The sequence below is a fragment of the Paucisalibacillus globulus genome, from assembly GCF_900184735.1.
Classification (GTDB): Bacteria; Bacillota; Bacilli; order Bacillales; family Amphibacillaceae; genus Ornithinibacillus; species Ornithinibacillus globulus_B.
Window position 1 is genome coordinate 41663 of record NZ_LT855389.1, and the last position, 19364, is coordinate 61026.

General features: G+C 36.1%; 23 protein-coding genes and 1 riboswitch. Of the genes, 8 read left to right on the top strand and 15 right to left on the bottom strand.

Annotated elements, in window-relative coordinates; all coding sequences use genetic code 11:
• Positions 1–205: transposase (locus BN999_RS20300; protein ID WP_141249051.1), on the top strand; the 205-nt coding region annotated here is incomplete at its 5' end.
• Between the two features lie 462 nt (positions 206–667).
• The gene (locus BN999_RS08800) at positions 668–1141 is read left to right on the top strand and encodes a divergent PAP2 family protein (RefSeq protein ID WP_096271014.1); all 474 of its coding nucleotides are present in this window, start codon (positions 668–670) and stop codon (positions 1139–1141) included.
• Between the two features lie 28 nt (positions 1142–1169).
• On the opposite strand, the gene BN999_RS08805 is transcribed toward BN999_RS08800, so the two are convergent.
• The 3 genes from BN999_RS08805 to BN999_RS08815 all read right to left on the bottom strand — a co-directional run bounded on the left by BN999_RS08805 (position 1170) and on the right by BN999_RS08815 (position 3585).
• Entirely contained in the window at positions 1170–1862 is a 693-nt protein-coding gene (locus BN999_RS08805; RefSeq protein ID WP_303621462.1) for a 3D domain-containing protein, read from the bottom strand.
• A 78-nt stretch (positions 1863–1940) separates the two neighbouring features.
• The gene (locus BN999_RS08810; protein ID WP_096271015.1) at positions 1941–2252 is read right to left on the bottom strand and encodes a YuiB family protein; all 312 of its coding nucleotides are present in this window, start codon (positions 2250–2252) and stop codon (positions 1941–1943) included.
• A 118-nt stretch (positions 2253–2370) separates the two neighbouring features.
• On the bottom strand, positions 2371–3585 hold the full coding sequence (locus BN999_RS08815; RefSeq protein WP_096271016.1) for an NAD(P)/FAD-dependent oxidoreductase: 1215 nt from the start codon (positions 3583–3585) through the stop codon (positions 2371–2373).
• Positions 3586–4493: 908 nt separating this feature from the next.
• On the opposite strand from BN999_RS08815, the gene BN999_RS08820 reads away from it, so the two are divergent.
• Positions 4494–5483, top strand: a complete 990-nt coding sequence (locus tag BN999_RS08820) for an NAD(P)/FAD-dependent oxidoreductase (RefSeq protein WP_096271017.1) — start codon at positions 4494–4496, stop codon at positions 5481–5483.
• Between the two features lie 74 nt (positions 5484–5557).
• Here BN999_RS08820 and BN999_RS08825 read toward each other — a convergent pair whose 3' ends face one another.
• The 3 genes from BN999_RS08825 to BN999_RS08835 all read right to left on the bottom strand — a co-directional run bounded on the left by BN999_RS08825 (position 5558) and on the right by BN999_RS08835 (position 7202).
• Positions 5558–5914: a HesB/IscA family protein gene (locus BN999_RS08825; protein ID WP_096271018.1), complete on the bottom strand. Its 357-nt coding sequence runs from the start codon at positions 5912–5914 to the stop codon at positions 5558–5560.
• Positions 5915–5997: 83 nt separating this feature from the next.
• Complete coding sequence (dapF, locus tag BN999_RS08830) at positions 5998–6852, bottom strand: diaminopimelate epimerase (RefSeq protein WP_096271019.1); 855 nt, start codon at positions 6850–6852, stop codon at positions 5998–6000.
• 11 nt (positions 6853–6863) lie between these two features.
• Entirely contained in the window at positions 6864–7202 is a 339-nt protein-coding gene (locus BN999_RS08835) for a YuzD family protein (RefSeq protein WP_096271020.1), read from the bottom strand.
• A gap of 184 nt (positions 7203–7386) precedes the next feature.
• Here BN999_RS08835 and BN999_RS08840 point away from each other — a divergent pair, with 184 nt between their 5' ends.
• Positions 7387–7611, top strand: coding sequence for a NifU family protein (locus BN999_RS08840; RefSeq protein ID WP_026907002.1), 225 nt, complete (start codon positions 7387–7389; stop codon positions 7609–7611).
• A 79-nt stretch (positions 7612–7690) separates the two neighbouring features.
• Here BN999_RS08840 and BN999_RS08845 read toward each other — a convergent pair whose 3' ends face one another.
• Positions 7691–8662, bottom strand: a complete 972-nt coding sequence (locus BN999_RS08845; RefSeq protein ID WP_096271021.1) for a hypothetical protein — start codon at positions 8660–8662, stop codon at positions 7691–7693.
• 84 nt (positions 8663–8746) lie between these two features.
• On the opposite strand from BN999_RS08845, the gene BN999_RS08850 reads away from it, so the two are divergent.
• The gene (locus tag BN999_RS08850) at positions 8747–9247 is read left to right on the top strand and encodes a phosphatidylglycerophosphatase A family protein (protein ID WP_096271022.1); all 501 of its coding nucleotides are present in this window, start codon (positions 8747–8749) and stop codon (positions 9245–9247) included.
• A gap of 18 nt (positions 9248–9265) precedes the next feature.
• Here BN999_RS08850 and BN999_RS08855 read toward each other — a convergent pair whose 3' ends face one another.
• Positions 9266–10045 (bottom strand): TIGR01457 family HAD-type hydrolase, encoded by a 780-nt coding sequence (locus BN999_RS08855; RefSeq protein WP_096271023.1) that lies wholly within the window; start codon positions 10043–10045, stop codon positions 9266–9268.
• A gap of 12 nt (positions 10046–10057) precedes the next feature.
• The gene (gene hepT, locus BN999_RS08860) at positions 10058–10495 is read right to left on the bottom strand and encodes a type VII toxin-antitoxin system HepT family RNase toxin (protein WP_096271024.1); all 438 of its coding nucleotides are present in this window, start codon (positions 10493–10495) and stop codon (positions 10058–10060) included.
• 212 nt (positions 10496–10707) lie between these two features.
• Between hepT and BN999_RS08865 the strand changes: the two genes are divergently transcribed.
• Positions 10708–10989, top strand: coding sequence for a hypothetical protein (locus BN999_RS08865; RefSeq protein ID WP_096271025.1), 282 nt, complete (start codon positions 10708–10710; stop codon positions 10987–10989).
• Between the two features lie 73 nt (positions 10990–11062).
• On the opposite strand, the gene BN999_RS08870 is transcribed toward BN999_RS08865, so the two are convergent.
• Complete coding sequence (locus BN999_RS08870; protein WP_096271026.1) at positions 11063–11335, bottom strand: YutD family protein; 273 nt, start codon at positions 11333–11335, stop codon at positions 11063–11065.
• 141 nt (positions 11336–11476) lie between these two features.
• On the opposite strand from BN999_RS08870, the gene BN999_RS08875 reads away from it, so the two are divergent.
• Entirely contained in the window at positions 11477–12061 is a 585-nt protein-coding gene (locus tag BN999_RS08875; protein ID WP_096271027.1) for a YhcN/YlaJ family sporulation lipoprotein, read from the top strand.
• A gap of 418 nt (positions 12062–12479) precedes the next feature.
• Positions 12480–13448, top strand: a complete 969-nt coding sequence (locus tag BN999_RS08880) for a M23 family metallopeptidase (protein WP_096271028.1) — start codon at positions 12480–12482, stop codon at positions 13446–13448.
• Between the two features lie 43 nt (positions 13449–13491).
• On the opposite strand, the gene BN999_RS20305 is transcribed toward BN999_RS08880, so the two are convergent.
• From BN999_RS20305 to BN999_RS08900, 5 genes are all read right to left on the bottom strand, one after another.
• Positions 13492–13593, bottom strand: coding sequence for a MetS family NSS transporter small subunit (locus BN999_RS20305; RefSeq protein WP_141249049.1), 102 nt, complete (start codon positions 13591–13593; stop codon positions 13492–13494).
• A 1-nt stretch (position 13594) separates the two neighbouring features.
• Positions 13595–15130: a sodium-dependent transporter gene (locus tag BN999_RS08885; protein ID WP_096271029.1), complete on the bottom strand. Its 1536-nt coding sequence runs from the start codon at positions 15128–15130 to the stop codon at positions 13595–13597.
• A gap of 270 nt (positions 15131–15400) precedes the next feature.
• Positions 15401–16939 carry a Na+/H+ antiporter NhaC family protein gene (locus BN999_RS08890; RefSeq protein WP_096271030.1) on the bottom strand — a complete coding sequence of 513 codons (1539 nt, stop codon included), beginning with the start codon at positions 16937–16939 and terminating at the stop codon, positions 15401–15403.
• A 141-nt stretch (positions 16940–17080) separates the two neighbouring features.
• A riboswitch (Lysine riboswitch) is annotated at positions 17081–17255 on the bottom strand.
• A 42-nt stretch (positions 17256–17297) separates the two neighbouring features.
• A complete protein-coding gene (gene yunB / locus BN999_RS08895; RefSeq protein WP_096271031.1) occupies positions 17298–18080 on the bottom strand; it encodes a sporulation protein YunB in 783 nt (260 codons plus the stop codon).
• A 56-nt stretch (positions 18081–18136) separates the two neighbouring features.
• Positions 18137–19219, bottom strand: coding sequence for an HD-GYP domain-containing protein (locus BN999_RS08900; protein ID WP_096271032.1), 1083 nt, complete (start codon positions 19217–19219; stop codon positions 18137–18139).
• Positions 19220–19364: the final 145 nt, after the last annotated feature.

Consider the following 19364-nt stretch of genomic DNA (forward strand, 5'->3'; position numbering starts at 1 on the left):
AACTAACACCATAGAACGCACTATTAAAGAGGTTAAAAAACGAACAAAGACTATGAATAGCCTACCAAACGAGAAAGCTGTTGAAAAGATTGTATACCTCGTATCCCAGGACTTCAATGAGAGATGGGGTAAAAGAGTTATAAATGAATTTAGTTCAGTTAAAAGCGAACTAAAAAAGATGTTTGAAGCTAGATATAATGATTAGATAATTATAAGAGGATTCTTACTTTTTTACGTCGGTTTGACATGGAGCCTCTGCGGGCATGACTCTTTAGCCAAGAAGCCAGATATCGAAAGATATTGGCTAAACCAATAAGGTTATCATGCCCGCCACTCTATATAAAACCTCCTTCGCTTCCTAATCAGGTGAGGAGCAACTATCTTACACAGACTTATTGACATCACCCTGGATTGGGTGCATCCTTCCCAATTTTGGTCACATGCTAGCCTGGGTTGGGTGCATCCTTCTCAGCTTTAGGTACATGCAGCATTGGATGATTCCATCCTTACCAAGTTCTAAATCATACTTTCCACACAAACGCACTCATAACAAACAACTTATTAAAATAATATATAAATTTCCTTTGTGTATTTAGTATCTCTTTTAGTTTGGTCTATGCTAGAATAACACCAAGTATTAGAAAATATAACCGAAAGGAAACACATCATGGCTCTATTTTCCAATTTTCCTATAACAGCAGCACTATTAGCAATTGTCTTTGCGCAGGTTGTAAAAATACCTATCCATTTCATAGCAACACGTGAATTTTTACCAGGGCTTGCTTTTAGTACTGGTGGTATGCCAAGTAGCCATTCAGCTGCTGTAACGGCTCTTTCAACAGCAATAGGCATTATAGAAGGGTTTGGTTCTACTTTATTTGCTGTAGCTGCAGTATTTAGTATTATTACCATGTATGATGCTTCTGGGGTTCGCAGGCAAGCTGGCAAGCATGCGACAGTTCTTAATCAATTAGTGAATGATTTTCAATTATTTTTTGAGGAAGCAAAGAACTGGGAGAATAAAGGTGCATATGAAAAAAGGGAGAATCTAAAAGAATTACTCGGACATAAACCAATAGAAGTCTTTTTCGGGGCAATTACTGGGATACTAGTAGCAATAATACTTTTTCAACTTTATTAATAAAGAGAGGGTCTCCCCTCTCTTTTATTTAGCTCTTATTTATTTGTTCACGGAATACTTGCAATGATTTATTCTCATTAAGTTGCTGTAGAACTTCTTCAGATAGAACACCATTACCCTGTTCAATAATATAAACTTCTACCTCACGTTTTCCCCATTGTGAATAGACATCCTCAACGGTGTGAAAATATAAGTCTATCTTATTGCCGTTGATTGCTCCACCTTTATCAGCGACAACACCGAACCCATAGTCGGGAATCCACATAATGGTTCCAATTGGATATACCTCTAGGTCAGCTGCGATTGTAGAATATAAGTCCCGCTTTACTTTTACACCCGAATACGTAATACCATACTGCGGATGATCTGCAGTTTTTCCCGTTGATTCTTCACCAGCTGTGTAACCTGTTGCCACAACAGTAGCTTTCGGATAGTTCTCAATATTTATAGCTTCTTCAACCGACTTAGGTCCCTCTATTTGCTCACTGGAGACATATCTCTTTTGCTTCTTTAGTATCTTTAGTTGCTTTTCCTGTAATGCTATTTTTCTGTATTCTGCTTGTCCAGCATAAAGAACATTTGAAGATACCTGATGATCTTTCTTTAACATGACGGCTAAATCTGCATACGTAATATTGGATATACTTGATAATGTTATCCAGAATGCTAGTAAAAATAAGACTGTCATGCTAATTCTTCGGACAATAATACTGATATTCAAATAACAACACCTCTCTGGGTGTCATCATTTCCTATCTAGTAAGATTTTATGCATATTGAATAGAAAACTAATCTACTATTAAAACATTTGATAACCAGATTTTCGTAAAAATTTGATTACAATACCAGACACAATCGTCCCTAAGAACCCTGAAGTTAAAATGACTATATCCCATCCATTTATAGAGAACAACTCTGAAAATGCTTTAGAAAAGGACTGCCCAGGTGATGTAAAATAGTCACCCATTGGAATCTTATCGACAATAATTAATACTATGAACGGATAAATAAATGCCATTAACCATGTCTTTCTTAATAACATATTTAAGATAAAGGCAATACCAAAAAATATGACAAAAAATAAAATAACCGAAACAATTAATTGAATCAATGTATGTATTCTCCTTTGTTAATTCACTTTTACAAAACTAATTCTATAAGGATTTCAATAAAAAAGCAAAGACGAGATACGCCTTTGCTCCTTATTCTTATTTAGTTAAACATTAGATTTAATAAAAGAAATTGAATTTACCTTTTTTCAGTAATAGACCAATTCCGCCTAATTTTAGTAAATAACGGTTGTCACTCATTTTCTTCATAACTGTAGCTTTCCATCCGAATAGCTTCTTATCTCCAAATACAACACCCATAGCATCATTATGACCTAAAGAAGCTAATGTTCCTAGTGGCTTATACTCGAACCCTTCTAAGTGGCCTTGACCTTTAACAAGTGCAGTCACATTATGTGCTACTGTTGCTGATTGTTGGATAGCAATTTGAGCTGTTGGAGGGAATGGTCTTCCACTCTCTTCATTCATAATTAAAGCACAGTCCCCAATTACAAATACATTATCATATTCTGGTGCGCGCATGTCAGGGCGAACCTGAATTTTCCCACGGTTATTTTCAAAACCAGAATCCGCAACGACAGAGCTTGCTTTGACTCCAGCAGCCCATACAGTTGTTAGAGTGGAAATCTCATTTAATTTGCCATCTTTTTCATAAACAACAGCGTCAGGCTTCGCTTCTTTTAACAATGCACCTGTAACAAATTCTACTCCACGAGCTTCAAGAGAATTCATCGCATATTCTACTAGTTCTGGATCAAATCCAGGTAGTACAGTTGGAGCTCCCTCAATGTTGATAATACGTACTTGAGATTTATCGATATCATATTCCTTACATAATTCAGGAACTTTATTAGCTAATTCTCCAACAAATTCAATTCCAGTGAATCCGCCACCACCAACAACGATGTTTAAACGAGCAGGATTCTGATCTTTATGATATTCTGCAAAATTAAACTCTAAATGTTCTCTGATTAGACGTGAAGAATTAATATCGTTAATCATCAATGCATTCTCTTCAAGTCCAGGAATACCAAATGTTGCTGATTCAAATCCTAAACCAATAACTAGATAATCATAATCTAATTCGCCATTTTCAAGTTTTACTTTGTTTTCCTTTGGTTTAATTTCAACCACTTTATCTTGTACAAAGTTAACTTTGTGTGGGTTGATAACATCTTTGATTGCAACTCTTGCTTGATCTTGATGAACAGTTCCAGCTGAAACTTCATGTAACCAAGTAGTTTGGTAATGATAGTCATTTTTATTAACTAGCGTAATGTTTGCTTCGTTTGCACCAAGTGACTTCTGTAATTTAACAGTAGTCATGATTCCTCCGTAGCCAGCACCCAAGACAACGATGTTAGGCTTCTTCATTCCTCATCACATCCATCTTTAATATTTATTAAACTATTACAAATGTGTATGTGACGTTTTTCACGAATAAAGATAAAAAAATAAAAGCAATTCTTAAAAGTGAATGTCACATAACTGTAATATATTATCCAACCTATATGATAGACCTTTTAGCTAGAATTTTCAACCCTAAATATATCTTTACACACTTTCTGGCTGTTTTCTAAAAAATTATTGTAATTCCGATTAGTTTATCTAACATATAGCAGATAGAAACTGTGCGGCTAATAATTTATTATGGGAGCAACATACCCGCTTCGGAAATACACTCCGCTTTCCGCGGGCGGCTGGTGACCCTCCTCGCGCTTACGCACTGCGGGGTCTCACCGAAGCCTATCCTCCCGCAGGACAAGGAATGCTAGGCAGCAATGCATCGCACGCAGAAAAAGTGATTTTCTTTTTCAAGGAGTCTCCGTGTATTTCCTACGCTAGTGTTGAGTGGTATTAAACAATACACAGATTTTAAAAATTAAATTGAATATCTATATATAAAGAAAACTAATCTAGCACAGGCAGAATACTTAGACTCCTCGAAAATAAAGAACAATTTTCTTCGTGCGATGATTATGCTGCCGAAGCCTTCCTTGTCCTGCGGGAAAAGCACGTGTCCGAAGACCCCTAGAGAGGCGAACTTTCCTCGAGGAGGCTGAGGCCGGGCCCGCGGAAAGCGGAGTATTCTGCCGGAGCGGTGTCGTACAGCTATACCCAATAACTAATTCTGTTGTAATTAAACTAGTTACCGCACAGTTTGTATCAGTAGCAACAGACTTTACTACTATAATTTTCTAACTTAGAAAGACTCATAAATTACAAGTATTATCTATTTATGGTAATATGTTAATGGTATTTCTCTATAAGGAGGGTTTTATATGACAGATAAAGTTTTTGATGTCACTATTATTGGCGCAGGTCCAGTTGGCTTGTTTACTGCTTTTTATGGTGGTATGCGTCAAGCAAGTGTTAAGATTATCGAAAGTTTGCCACATACTGGCGGGCAATTAACAGCCCTTTATCCAGAAAAATATATTTATGATATTGCGGGTTTTCCGAAGGTACGTGCTCAAGAGTTGGTTGATAATTTGGAAGAACAAGCTAATATGTTCGACCCTACTATAGTATTAGGACAATCAATTGAAAAAGTGGAACGTTTAGAAGACCAATCGTTTAAGCTGACTTCTAACACGGGAGAAATTCATTACACAAAAACCATGATCATTACTGCAGGAAATGGTGCCTTCCAACCACGTCGCTTAAACATAGACAATTCTGAGGATTTTGAAGGAATCAATCTTCATTACTATGTTAAAGACATGAACCAATTCAAAGATAAAAAGGTTGCTATATTAGGTGGGGGTGACTCTGCAGTTGATTGGGCAATGATGCTAGAACCAATTGCTGAAAAAGTATACCTAATCCATCGACGAAATGAATTTAGAGCCCATGAGCATAGTGTAGAGAAATTAATGAATTCCAAAGTAGATGTCATCACACCATTTGCTCCAAGTGATATTACTATTTCTAATAAAATTGAAAAAATTGCATTGGAAGAAGTTAAAGGTGATAGAAAAGTAGAGCTTGAAATTGATGAAGTCATTTGTAATTATGGATTTATTTCTTCCCTAGGCCCAATTAAAGACTGGGGGCTAGAAATAGAAAAAAACAGTATAGTTGTTAATACCAAAATGGAAACAAATATCCCTGGAATTTATGCAGCAGGTGATATCTGTACCTTCCCTGGAAAAATTAAACTAATCGCAACAGGATTTGGCGAAGGTCCAACTGCCATTAACAATGCAAAACAATACATCGATCCAAAAGCAAGAGTGCAACCAAAGCACTCGACTAGTATGTTTGAGTAAATAGAGTCGCACTGTACGGAGACCAACATAAAAAATAAGCATGAAAAGGAATCATTCCTCTTCATGCTTTTTCATTAACATTTATCTGGTGCACCTACAGTTTCCTTCGTACGGAATGAAGAACCACACCCACAAGATAAAATGGCATTAGGATTCTCAATACTAAATCCGCCACCCATTAAATTCTGTTTGAAATCAATAGTTGTTCCTTCAATTACAGGAATATCTGGCTTATGGATGATCACAGGAATCTCGTTAATTTCTTGTACAATATCCAAGTCTTCATTCACTTCCTCATCGAAACCAAGTGAATACGATAGACCGCTGCAACCGCCACCTTTTACACCAAACCGTAAGTAAACATTATCTTTTTCTTCTTTCATCATTTCCTTTATTTGGAGACGCGCACTATCTGTTAGCGATATAACCATCCTATTTCCTCCTAAATAAATGCATATCTTTACACTAGTATACATACGAAACGATACTGGTTTCAAATATTAAGATTTTCCAGTTACTCATAGTAATAGTTACCAGTAGCAACTATCCTTGCTTCACCAGTCATCCAAACGGAATCATTCTCATCCCATCTAATAAATAAATCGCCACCCTGAAGATGAACTGTTGTTAATGTATTCTTAGCAATATAGCCATTTAATGTTGCTGCAACAACTGCTGCACATGCACCAGTACCACAAGCCTCTGTAATACCAGATCCTCGTTCCCATACCCGAAAATTTAATTCATTCTCACTGACCACTTCTACAAATTCAACATTAACTCGTTCTGGAAAACGAGGATCTTTTTCAATTTTTTCACCAAGTGTAAGTAAAGGAGCTTCCTCAATATCTTCCACAAAAAATACAGCATGTGGGTTGCCCATCGAAACAGCAGTTACATTTAATATCTGATTCTCTATATTAAACGGCTCATTAACAACAAGCTCTATTTCTTCTCCAGCCATGGGAATAAGTGAACGTTTTAAACGGGGTTTCCCCATGTCAATTGTAACAGCGACAACTTTCCCCTCCACTATTTTAACTTCTGCATCAACAATTCCCGATCTAGTCTCGATTTGAAATTGGGTTTTATCTACAATTCCAACTTCATATGCGTATCTTGCAGTACAACGAAGTCCATTTCCACAGTTCATACCTTCAGATCCGTCCTTGTTAAATATACGCATTCCAACTTCTGCATTCTTTGTCGGATGGATTAGAATCATACCATCTGAACCAATGCCAGTGTTAACATTGGAAACTTTTTGAGCGACATCAGACAAAACTGCTTCCTCTATATCGAAGCTAAATAAATCAAGATAAATATAGTTATTACCTAGGGCATGCATCTTGATATAGGGAATTTCCATTTTACTTCCCCTCACTTTTGTCCCTCTAACAACTTTACGTTTCGCTGTTCCAGTGCCTCATAAATTGTCTTTAATCGTGGAATGCCCTCTGCTACCATTTCATCATTAACAAAAACAATGGGATAAAACAAATCCTCTTCTACAATTCTTTCTACAAAATCCCTGTGTTTCTCATCCTCTTGTGGTTGGTCAATATCGATATATTCATAACGAATACCTTCCGACTCATATTTTCGTGCTATTGCTGCCTGGAGCCATTCATAGGTATCAATTGAACCAGGTGCACCTACACAACTTGCGCAAATCTGCTCGGCTCCATATACCGTAATTAAAATTTCTTTATCGCCCATCTACTTCGCCCCCACATATATAGTTAGTTTCTTTTATTTTACAATTTCTCAGTATAAAGATAAAATAATAATGACTACAATTAATTAAGAGACATTAATGGAACTATATTAATAACGAAAAATAAAGAATAGATTTTTAAAGGGTACACCTTTATAATGTAATTAGGAAAGGAGAAGATGGATAATGCGTGAACAAGTACAAGAAGTATTAAATAAATTACGCCCATTTTTACTTCGTGACGGTGGAGATGTGGAATTAGTAGATGTTGATGATGAAGGCATTGTACTTCTTCGTCTCATGGGTGCATGTGGTAACTGCCCGAGCTCAACCATAACTTTAAAAGCAGGTATTGAACGTGCATTGATGGCAGAAGTACCAGGTGTAAAGGAAATAGAACAAGTATTTTAACTTAGACAATTTTAGCAGGTACCGTATGGATACCTGCTTTTTATTTACTTACTATTCCATAGCAGACTAAAAACAAAAACTATAGCCACTGAAGTAAAGGTAGATCATACTCTCGAACATCTACATTCATCCAATCAAACAACTGCCCCAATCGCTTTTCAAAAACTCGTTGCTTTATTACTAATTGTTTTAGTTCTTTATGATGCCGATCATCATTTTGTTCATTAAAGCTATCCTCTATTAAATCAAAAAAGTGTATGGGATAAGTTAATCGTGCATATAATAGTCTCCAACTAAAAATAGATAGCGGTCTAACCTCTTGATATTCTTTTAGAAATAAGCTCAACTCTCGTGGATTAATATTATCTTTTAGAAATTGATATCTAATATATTCAGCTAAATCACGGGTTGGGTGATCATAAACAAGATCATCCGTCCAGATAATTGGATTTAATAAGTGATCATAATACCTACGAAATCCGAATACACCTTGATCACTCTGATGAAATCGTTTATCTGTTTCACTTTCCTGCAAGTACTGAATCGCATTTTCACTTAATCCAATTATATAGGGAAAAATATCAACCAGTAGGCGGTAGTACTTATTTTGTTTTGAAGTTGATTCATGGTTAATTCTTTGCTCAAAAGAAGTTAGCTTTTTAATCCATAATTCTCTCCATAATCCATAGCTTGAAATCTCTTTTGGTTCGTAAGTATATGTAGCACTTCGATTATGAAAATCAGCCAATATTTTTCCATGGGATTCTTGGTGGTCATTCTGGATAGTTGAAACTCGAAATACCATATAATGATTTTGGTCCTTTTCTACAAACCACTTATTCCCCATTGTAGGAATAGGGATTGCTGCATGATTATAACCGATTTCGGCAAGATAATAGGCAAGTGCAGCTTGCTCTAAATGAATCATTTCCTTGTTCGATGAGGAAATGATAAAATAATAATAATCATTATCTCGGAACCCTTCTCTTCCGTTTATACGAACTTGTTCTGTAGCATGAATATTATAATTAGCTAATAGTAATTCTTTCATCATAATTCCCTCCCACACACCATTACTATAAATGTATGAAAAAATTACCCAATCTTAACCTAAAAAGGAGAAACGGTGGTAAACATGGATAAAAAATTAGAGCAAAGTGTATTAGAGAAAAAAGCAAGGGAACTCTTAGTAGAGAGAGGTGTTACTTTAAAAGACATCGCTGAGCTTGTCTACTACTTACAATCTAAGTATCATGAAAATCTAAGTATGGATGATTGTCTGTATAATGTAGACCGTGTATTAGAGAAACGTGAAGTTCAAAACGCAATCCTTACTGGTATTCAACTAGATAAATTAGCTGAGAAGAAAATGCTAGAAGAGCCTTTACAAACTACAATTGAAATTGACGAAGGACTTTATGGTGTTGATGAGATCATTGCATTCTCTATTGTAAATGTTTATGGTTCAATTGGGTTTACCAATTATGGTTATATTGATAAACAAAAGCCTGGAATTTTACAAAGGCTAAATGATAAATCAACTGGTGAATGTCACACATTTTTAGATGATATAGTAGGTGCAATAGCTGCTGCAGCATCTAGTAGACTAGCCCACGCTGCTGAAGACGCAAAATAGAGTAAAGGGAACTTCCCTTTACTCTATTTTTTGTATCCATTCACTTAAGTTTTGTATGAAATAGGTTGGTTTTATAGGTAATGAATCGTACTCTTCAAATCTCGTTACACCAGTAAAGACCATTAAAGTATCTATTCGCGAATTAATCCCTGCCCGAATATCAGTGTTGTAATTATCACCAACTAAGATAGTTTCATGTTGATCCGTACCAAGCACTTCTAAAGCCTCTTTTACAATAATAGCTTCTGGTTTTCCGATAAAAGTTGGACTAACCCCTGTACTAATTGATATTACCGATGTAAGTGCCCCATTTCCGGGTAAGAAACCGCGCTCAGTAGGAATTGCGATATCACTGTTGGTAGATATGAAAGCAGCTCCATTACGAACTGCAAGACAAGCTTTGGCTAGCTTTTCATATGTTATGTCTCGATCTATGCCAATAATTACTACATCACATATAGTTTCATCATTGGTAACCTGAATACCTTCACGCTCCATCGCATCAAATAAACCTTCTTCACCAATACAAAAACACGTAGCATCAGGATAATTCTGCTTAACATATTTAGCCGTTGCCATGCTAGTTGTAAAAACATCTTCTGGCTTTGCCTTTATGCCTAGATTTGTTAGATTTTCCGAGACTTGTTCCTGTGTTCTAGATGAGTTATTTGTTAGAAATAAATAGGAAACATCATGATCTATTAATTCTTTAATAAACAGTGGTGCTTCCTCAATTACTTTATTTCCTCGATATACTGTGCCATCTAAATCAATTAAATAACCTTTGTATTTCTTCAAAATAAGTACCCCTTATTCCTTAGTAAACGCATTTGCTACTCCGATTTCATTATTTAAATATTCACGAATACGAGTTGTAAATTGTTCAAGAATAGTATAGTTTTTATTCAGTACTTGTTGTACTACCTCATGATTAATATGTAAGTAATCCTTCACCAGCATTTTACGAAGAGCAATAACCTCTTTATAAGGAACGCTTTCTGTATCAGGTATAACTCTTTCATCCTCTAATATATCGATAATGTCCTCATAACTACCAGGATCGCGCATAATAAAACCATCAATCATCATATTTCCAACATCAATTACAGATTCAATAAGTAATTGCGATAACCGCTCTAAGGCTAGCTTATCTTTAGTTGATTCCACATTGAATGTTTTATACTCTTTTAATAATGTTTCTACAAATTGCAATGTAGCTTCGACTTTTTTTCTATCCACAAAATACATAGTTATACCCCCAATTCAGTACTAACACCATTATCATATCACAAAATGAGGACAAGAATGAATTAACTCAGGGTCAACCAACAAATGGAATAGTAATTATCTCCAGAACGGAAAAGATAAAGAGTAATTATCTTGTGCTTCTAAATTGGGGACTCGAATGCAAGCAAGTATGGACTATACACGTCAGTAGAAGATTAGAGGGAGTTGAAGTTATGGCTAAGGATGACAAAAAGAAGTTCTCTGATTTTTCCAATGTACGAAATCAAAAAAATTATCTAATACCAGAAGAATTTCCTGAAGGACCATTCGGTTCAAGTATTAATAAAAATGAACCTGTTGAAGGCAAATCAACACCGTGGGAAGATGGACAAAGAAGACAGAGTGCTTTTGTGTATCCATATAAGGAATTGCATGAAGACCTTCCGAGGCAAATAGACGGGGCACATCCTATTCATGATCATCCAGATGATGTTACTCCTGAACAAGAAGAATAGGCATTGTAATTCTAAGAATTAAGGGACAAACATACACCCCAATCATTGTGATGTACGTTTGTCCCTTATTATTTTAATCCTTTTTTTGTAATACAAAATAGGCACAGCCGAAATTACAATATTCAAAGATATAATCATCAAGTGCACTAATTTTTGAATCCTCTGATGCCTTCGAATTATGATCATGGTAAAACCCTCTAAGCCTTAACTGTTCATATCCCCAGTCACCTACTATGAAATCATATTTCTTAAGAATATCAGAATATCGGTCCTCTAGGGCTTTTTGTTGAAAACCTTCTTTAACATTTTCGATTAACTCGTATTTTTTCCCAAATAGTTCTATCACAAAAACTCACCCCTCATACGTTGTCTATAGTTTACCATACTTTTGCCAATATCAGCTATTCTGATTTTTTAACGCATGATTTCTCCCGTTTACTACAAACTAGTACTAATGTAATTGCTACTATTTAGGAGGAATAAGGTCATGAATAGAATATTAAGCATATTAGTCCTTGGATTAGTGTTAACTGCATGTGCACAAACAGATAATTCATCTGGAGAACAAGAGCAAGTATTAGACGAATTAGACCCAAATCGGGAGAACAAAATCCAAAACACATCAAATCTGGATGATAAATTAGGATATGTAAATTATACCAAAGACCAATTAGAACAAGATTCTGAAATACAACATGAAGCAACCATTGATCGAGTCAAAATGGCGGATATGATTGCAAGGCTTATTCTAAGAAATGAAGGTTTCAATCGAGTTGCAACGTTAGTGACCGATGAAGAAGTGCTAATAGCGTATGACCGTGATGAAGGGCTCGACCAAAAGATTGCAGCGGATATAGCTAGTGATACAGCATTCTCAGTCATGCCTGGCTTTTATCATATATACGTATCGGATAATGAAACTTTGATTCAGGATATCCAAAGTTTGCATAACTCTTCAACTCAAAATAAAGATTATGACAATACACTGGATCAGATTATTTCACAAATGAAGAAATCACCACAAGGGGTGGATCATGACAAAGAAGGTATGGAGAGGCTGGGACATAACTAAAAGTATAAGTTGAAAACCTGTACGTAACGCCACATCAGCTCCGGAAATATACGGAGACTCCTGCGGGAGGATAGGCATCGGTGAGACCCCGGAAGAGCTTTAGCTCTGAGGAGGCTCACCAGCCGCCCGCGGAAAGCGTAGTATATTTCCGGGGCATCGGTGAGACCCCGGAAGAGCTTTAGCTCTGAGGAGGCTCACCAGCCGCCCGCGGAAAGCGTAGTATATTTCCGGAGCGGGTCTATGCGCTTTTCATGTTCGTTCGGATTTTAATCAACTAAAACTCTTTTGTCCCAGCCTCAATCTCATTTATTTTAAGGAAACTGTCATGAGCGTTTAATTCGATGCAAAAAGATATTCATAAGCATGGCTGTGTTGGGTTTGTATTTATTTCAAATTTGCCATAAGAGAGGTGAATGAATTGAATTTTAGAGGCTATTTTTCAATCCTGTTTATAGTGACCATCTTATGTTCTTATCCTTTGTCTGCAAATGCAGAAGAGAAGGAAGAAAATATATATGATAAACGTATGGCACTTTATAAAAAAACCGAAGCCATTACTGAAGTACCTTGGTATTATATTGCTGCTGTTGATCAATATGAAAGGCAAATTTATAAGGATATTGAAGAAGATCAAGTTATCTCGATTAGAATACCTCCCGAAATTTGGTACGGGGCAGGTAATACATCAATGGATATTAATAGTATTGGGATATTTAATGGTAAAGGAAAAGATGGAAATGGAGATCATAGAGCGGACCCTAACAATGGTGAAGATGCACTTTATACGATGGCCTCCATTATTAAGGAATATGGGCATTCTGAAGAGGACTTTAAGATAGCCCTTTGGAATTACTATAAACGAGATTTAACAGTTCAAACCATTAAAAATACCGCGTTAGTATTCAAGAAATTTAATCATATTAATTTAACTGATCGAGACTTTCCTGTTGCCATAAATTATAACTATAGTTATCGAAACACTTGGGGAGACCGTAGAGGATTTGGCGGAAACCGAATTCATGAAGGCACTGATATCTTTGCAGGTTATGGTACACCAGTTCATTCCACCACATATGGGGTAGTTGAACTTAAGGGATGGAATTTATATGGTGGATGGCGAATTGGAATTCGTGATATCTTCAACATTTACCATTATTACGCACATTTAAGTGGTTATGAAGATAACATTAAAGTAGGACAAATTGTCAAACCAGGTGATGTTTTAGGAAGTGTTGGTTCAACTGGATATGGACCTCCAGGAACTTCTGGTAAGTTCCCACCTCACTTACATTACGGTATGTATAAGGATAATGGGTATAGTGAATGGTCATTTGACCCCTATCCGTATTTAAGAAAATGGGAAAGGATGGCTAAAAATAAAAATTAAATAATAAGACTGTCCTAGAGAGACTCTAAGACAGTCTTAATGATTAATTAGCTTCTTTTGCTTTTTTCACAGCCCACCAAATACTAGCTGCTAAACCTCCCCATACAATAACAATAGAAAGTATCATAAAAGAGATCCAGGCCATTTTATTGTGCCTCCTTTTTATATGTCTCTTCATCTTCTACTGAAGGTTTCTTCCATTTAGTAATAGCCAAGACGACACCAATTACTAATGCACCAATAGCTACTGCCCAGCCTCCCCATAGAATGAATGCATCTGGATAACCTTCGTAGTTTCCGGTTGCATTATCGAATTCCTTCATGATATTTTGTTTTAACAAACCATACATCATGTATCCAAGGACAACTGGTGTAATTAGCGATAGACTGACTGTCCACCAAGCTCCTAACTTAATATCCGAAATTTCATTTGCATGATCTTTAAGATTTTTAACTTCTCTAAGTATCCAAGCAATTAGTACTACCTCTACTAGACCTAATAGAGCTACACCGAATTGGTTAATGAAATAATCTGCTGCATCTAGGAAATATAATCCTCCCTGTGTAGCAAATAATAGTGAAATCAATGCTGCAACTCCACCACCAAAAAATACTGCTTTCCCACGAGAAATCTTGAATTTATCCATTAAACCGGCAACATAGGTCTCCGTAATCGACATTAAAGAAGTCAATCCAGCTAACACTAATGATGCAAAGAATAGGAAGCCAAATAATGCATTCAACCCAGGGAATTGATTAATAATCTCTGGGAACACAACAAACGCTAATCCAACTCCAGCATCTACTACTTCACTAACTGGCTCACCTAATTGTCCTGCCATATAACCCAAAATACCAAATACTCCAATACCTGCTAGGATCTCAAAACTGGAGTTACCAAAACCAGTAATAAAGGCATTGTTTGTGATATCTGATTTTTTAGGAAGGTAACTTGAATACGTTATCATAATCGCAAAAGCAATAGACAAACTAAAGAAAATTTGCCCATATGCTGCAACCCATACATCAGGATTTAATATCTTACTAAAATCTGGAGTGAAGAATGCTTCTAATCCATCCATTGCTCCAGGTAATGTAATTGCACGAATAACGATAATAAGGAAAATAACTACCAATGCTGGAATAAAAATTCGGTTCGCAATTTCAATACCCTTTTTAACACCTTTAAATAAAATACCCAGTACAATAACCCATACTAGAATTAATGGAATTAACACACCAGGTACAAAGCTCCCAACCTCACCAGGATTCTCTGCTAATTTCAGATAATCACCAAATAGGAATCCACCAGTATCTTCACCCCAGTTTAGATTGAAAGAAAATACGGAATAGGACATTGCCCAGGCAATAATAACAGAATAATAAGTTGAAATTACAAAGGCAACTAGAACAGCCCACCAACCAATAAATTCTGTTTTCTTATTCATACGCCTAAAGGTTAACGGTGCAGAACCACGATATTTATGCCCCATGGTAAATTCCAAAATTAAAATTGGAATCCCTGCAGTTAACAATGCAAATAAGTAAGGGATTAAAAAGGCACCCCCACCATTTTCGTAGGCTACAGCTGGAAATCGCCAAATGTTACCTAGACCAACAGCTGATCCCACTGCAGCCAAAATAAAACCTGCTCTTGTTCCCCACTGAGAACGTGTTTCCATAAAATACCTCCTCCTATCATTCTTCTTATCCCACTATGTAGTATGGAGATAAGCCTTTTATTTCGTAATTTCAGAAGTATTCAATATTAACATAGTTTTCTGAAATTACTGAACTTGTCTGTATTATACCGGTACTTTTTTCTTATGTCAAAGCATTTTTTAGATTCTTTTGTAAATAGAGAATCTTTGAAAAAGAAAGCGGGGTCTAACCTTTATTTCACAACAGTTAGAGTTGATTTGATAAAGATTAGACCCTGTTATAAGGTTTAATTATGATTGTTTTTTATTATAGTTATGAACAACAAAAGCAGTTAAGATAACTAAAAGGAATGTTACTACTAAACCTAATAGTAAGGAATTAGTTAACCCAACTAAGAGATAACCTATAGCCGAAGCGATAGCCACAATTATCGCGTATGGAAGTTGAGTTAATACGTGATCAATGTGATTGGCCCCCGCTCCTGTAGACGATAGAACTGTTGTATCAGATATAGGAGAAACATGATCTCCAAACACAGCACCAGCTAATACTGCGGCAAGTGAGGGAATAATTAGGGATGGATCTGCAATAGACATTACGTTTGCAGCAATTGGTAGCATTATCCCAAATGTTCCCCATGATGTACCTGTTGCCAACGCCATAAATCCGGAAATGACAAAGAAAATAACTGGTAATATTGCTGAACTAATATTAGCATTTTCTACCACTTGTGCTAAGTATTCACCAGTTTGTAGGGTAGATATGATAGAACCAATCATCCACGCTAATAATAGAATATAAATGGCTGGCAGCATTGCTTTGATGCCTTCCACCAATACAAGACTCGTTTTAACATGATGGTTGTTTTGAGCAACATATAAGATTAACGCTACAATTACCGCTGCTACACCACCATAAAATAAAGAGAAATTAACATTTGTATTTTCAAAAATCGATAATAATGTTACAACATCACCACTCGCATTTGCCCCAGTTATGAGCATTAGACCAACAGTTGTAAGTAATAAAACTATAATTGGTATTACTAAGTGATATACTCTACCATTTTTACTAGGTTCAAAAGAATTTGATAAATCGCCTGGTACCGTTTTATCCTTAGGTATTACTTCACCTGTTTCAACTGCTCTAGCTTCATGCTTTTTCATTGGTCCAATATTGATATTAAAGAATGCAACAATAAAAACGAGTAAGATTGCAGCTAAAGCATAGAAATTGTATGGTATCATTTTCACAAAAGCTTCTAATGGTTGAAGATCAATCATCGTAACTAGTGCCCCAACTACACCGATTAAATATGCACCCCAACTGGAGACTGGAGAAATAACTGTTACCGGCGCTGAAGTCGAATCAATAAAATACGCTAACTTCGCACGAGAAGTGTTGTAACGATCTGTTATAGGTCTTGCAATTTGCCCTACAGCTAAAGCATTAAAATAATCATCAATAAAAATGACTATCCCAAAAATTGGTGCCATAAGATGGGCGCCGCGACGGGTTTTAATTTTAGAAGTCATCCAATCTCCAAATGCCTTACTCCCACCTGACGCCTGCAAAAATGCAGTCATAATTCCTAATAATAACAAAAAACCAATCAGTTGAATCTCACCCATATTAAGAGATCCATCAGAAACAAAGATCCCATAAAACACATTCCATATTTCCTTAAAGCTATCCAACATATTAAAATTGTGAATAAATAAAGCCCCAACAACAATCCCTATTCCTAAAGAAAGTAATACCTTTCTAGTTAGTAGTACGAGTACTAACATAATAATTGCCGGGATAAGTGAAAAAATAGTTCCTTCCATTACGTTACCTCCATTGTTGTTTTAGTTTATCGCTAGACGGTCATGGAGATACGCTTTTTGAGAAAAAGAATTTTTTCCACACAAAAAAGCAACGATAGAAAATAACCTATCATTGCTTATGCAAATACGTTATCCTCCATCTCGATCTGTAGTCCTCCATGCACGTTAGCATGACAGTGTGTCTCTTGTTCAGTAAACACCCCAGCAAATAATAAGTTTGACCCTTATTACGCTTCGGCAAACAAGCCTTTCATCAATAATCTTCGTTGTCATCCTCATATTGATTACTTTTCTTATTTGCACCTCTACCTCACCGATCTGATAAGGTCTTATTAAATTATGAATCTACTATACTATATTAATCTTCCCCTTGCAAGTCTTCTTTTGGTACTGCAATGGAAGTATCTCCACCTGTACCACCATAGAAGTCTGGTACTTCTCCCATAATTACTGCTTTATCAATTAGAATTTTTGTTTTCACCTTTTCCACTTCTGAGGTAAAAGGTATAACTATCTGTACATCAGCTTCCACCTCTACATATAACGTGACGAAGAAATTATTAATTCCAAATTCTTCAGTTTCTTCACCGAGTTCCGTTCGCACCGCACCTACAAGTTCTAAATTAACTGGTATTCTCGGTCCTAAATTAGCTAAAATAGAGTTTCCTGTTGCTTGCCCAATAGGAATCTCAATAACTGTCGGGTCACGGTCAACTAATTCATCAACAGTGTCACCATAAACATCCGGTTCTCCGAGTGGATCACTGTACTGGGGCGGTGTCCCGCGATTCATACTATGAAAAAACTCCTCCACTCTATCGGTTGCTGCTCTATTAATTTTATTTACTACTGAAGGATCCCAACCTACAATGGATATATGGCCAGATTCTGTTTTTTCCGTTATAGCAATATCTTCAAATGTATATTCCTCCGCAAACTTAACTGCTGAATTAATCCCTCTAGTTGCAAATTCGGTAGTCTTTGCCCGTGCTATCTCTTTGATAGTAGGTGTAATTTCTTCATCAATAAATTCCAAACTAAAGTACGTAATAACAATGACTAATATAAATGAAATCATCAATATATACCTTGACGGAGGTGGTGAATTTCTTCCCCTAAAACCCATCCGATGCCTTTTCATAAAAAAAACCCCCTCGGTACAATCTATGCTTGTTCCAAGGAGGGTAATACTAAAAATTAGACTAAATTACAATTTATAATGGTTACATTTAGTTGGGTCGATAGATCAACCATATACGGTTCAATCTGTCCCGATTCGTTTTCAAGTATCCGAACATTGGGTCGATCACATATGTGTTTGTTCTGACTAACGACTACACCTTTCCTCTTGTCGTTAAACTCCACATACATCCCATTTGGATAAACCGCTACACTATTTTTGAAGGCTTCCACAATTCGAATATCAAATTGATTAACAGCTATACTGTATAAGAGTTCTAACCCCTCATGAGGGAGCAGGGCTCTTCGGTATACACGATTACTGCTCACTGCATCAAACACATCTGCTACCCCTATTATTTGCGCAAAAAGATGAATTTCATTTCCCTTTAATCCGCGTGGATACCCTGAACCATTAATTCGTTCGTGATGCTGATAAGCACAATGTGCTACAACAGAAGAATAAGTGTGATTTTTTCGGAGTAAATCATATCCCATAGTAGTGTGGGATTTCATGATAGAGAATTCTTCTTGTGAAAGCTTATCTGGCTTCTGTAAGATATCCGGATCTATAAAGACTTTTCCGATATCATGAAGAATAGCACCTTTTCCAAGCTCCGAAAGTTCTTTAGCATTCAAATTTAATTCAGAGCCAATAGCAAGTGAGTATATAGCTACATTTAATGAATGTTGAAAGATATAATCATCAGTTAAATAGATATCTGTTAATAACGTAATAGATTCTTCGTGTCCATTTATTTCATCCATTATACGGGTGATGATGTTGGTTAGATTAGTACTCTCTTCATCTAATACAAAGGAGTTTGTTTCTAACTTGCTTTTTCGAATACTGGAAAAAAGCTTCCTCATAGATGAAGTAGCATCGTGTCTTAGTTTTTCTGATATGACTGGTTGAATGATAATATCTCTGGTGGCCTCATCTTCTATATATACATAACTAATTCCTTGTTCCTCTAAACGATTAATTAATCTATCCGTTAAAGGAATTCCGTTATGTAATAATATGGTACCATTTTCTCCGTAAATGGTTTGTCCCAAAATCTCTCCTGGTTGAATTGATGCTGTAGCTACTAGTCTCATTATGTACTCCTAACCAGCCATTTACAAAACGGCAATATTCGACAAAATTATATATTAATAGTAACAAATCTGTTTTTAAAAAGCTATAATTAGAACAGTAATATTCACATAATTTATTTGCTATTCGGTACAGTTGATAAAAACT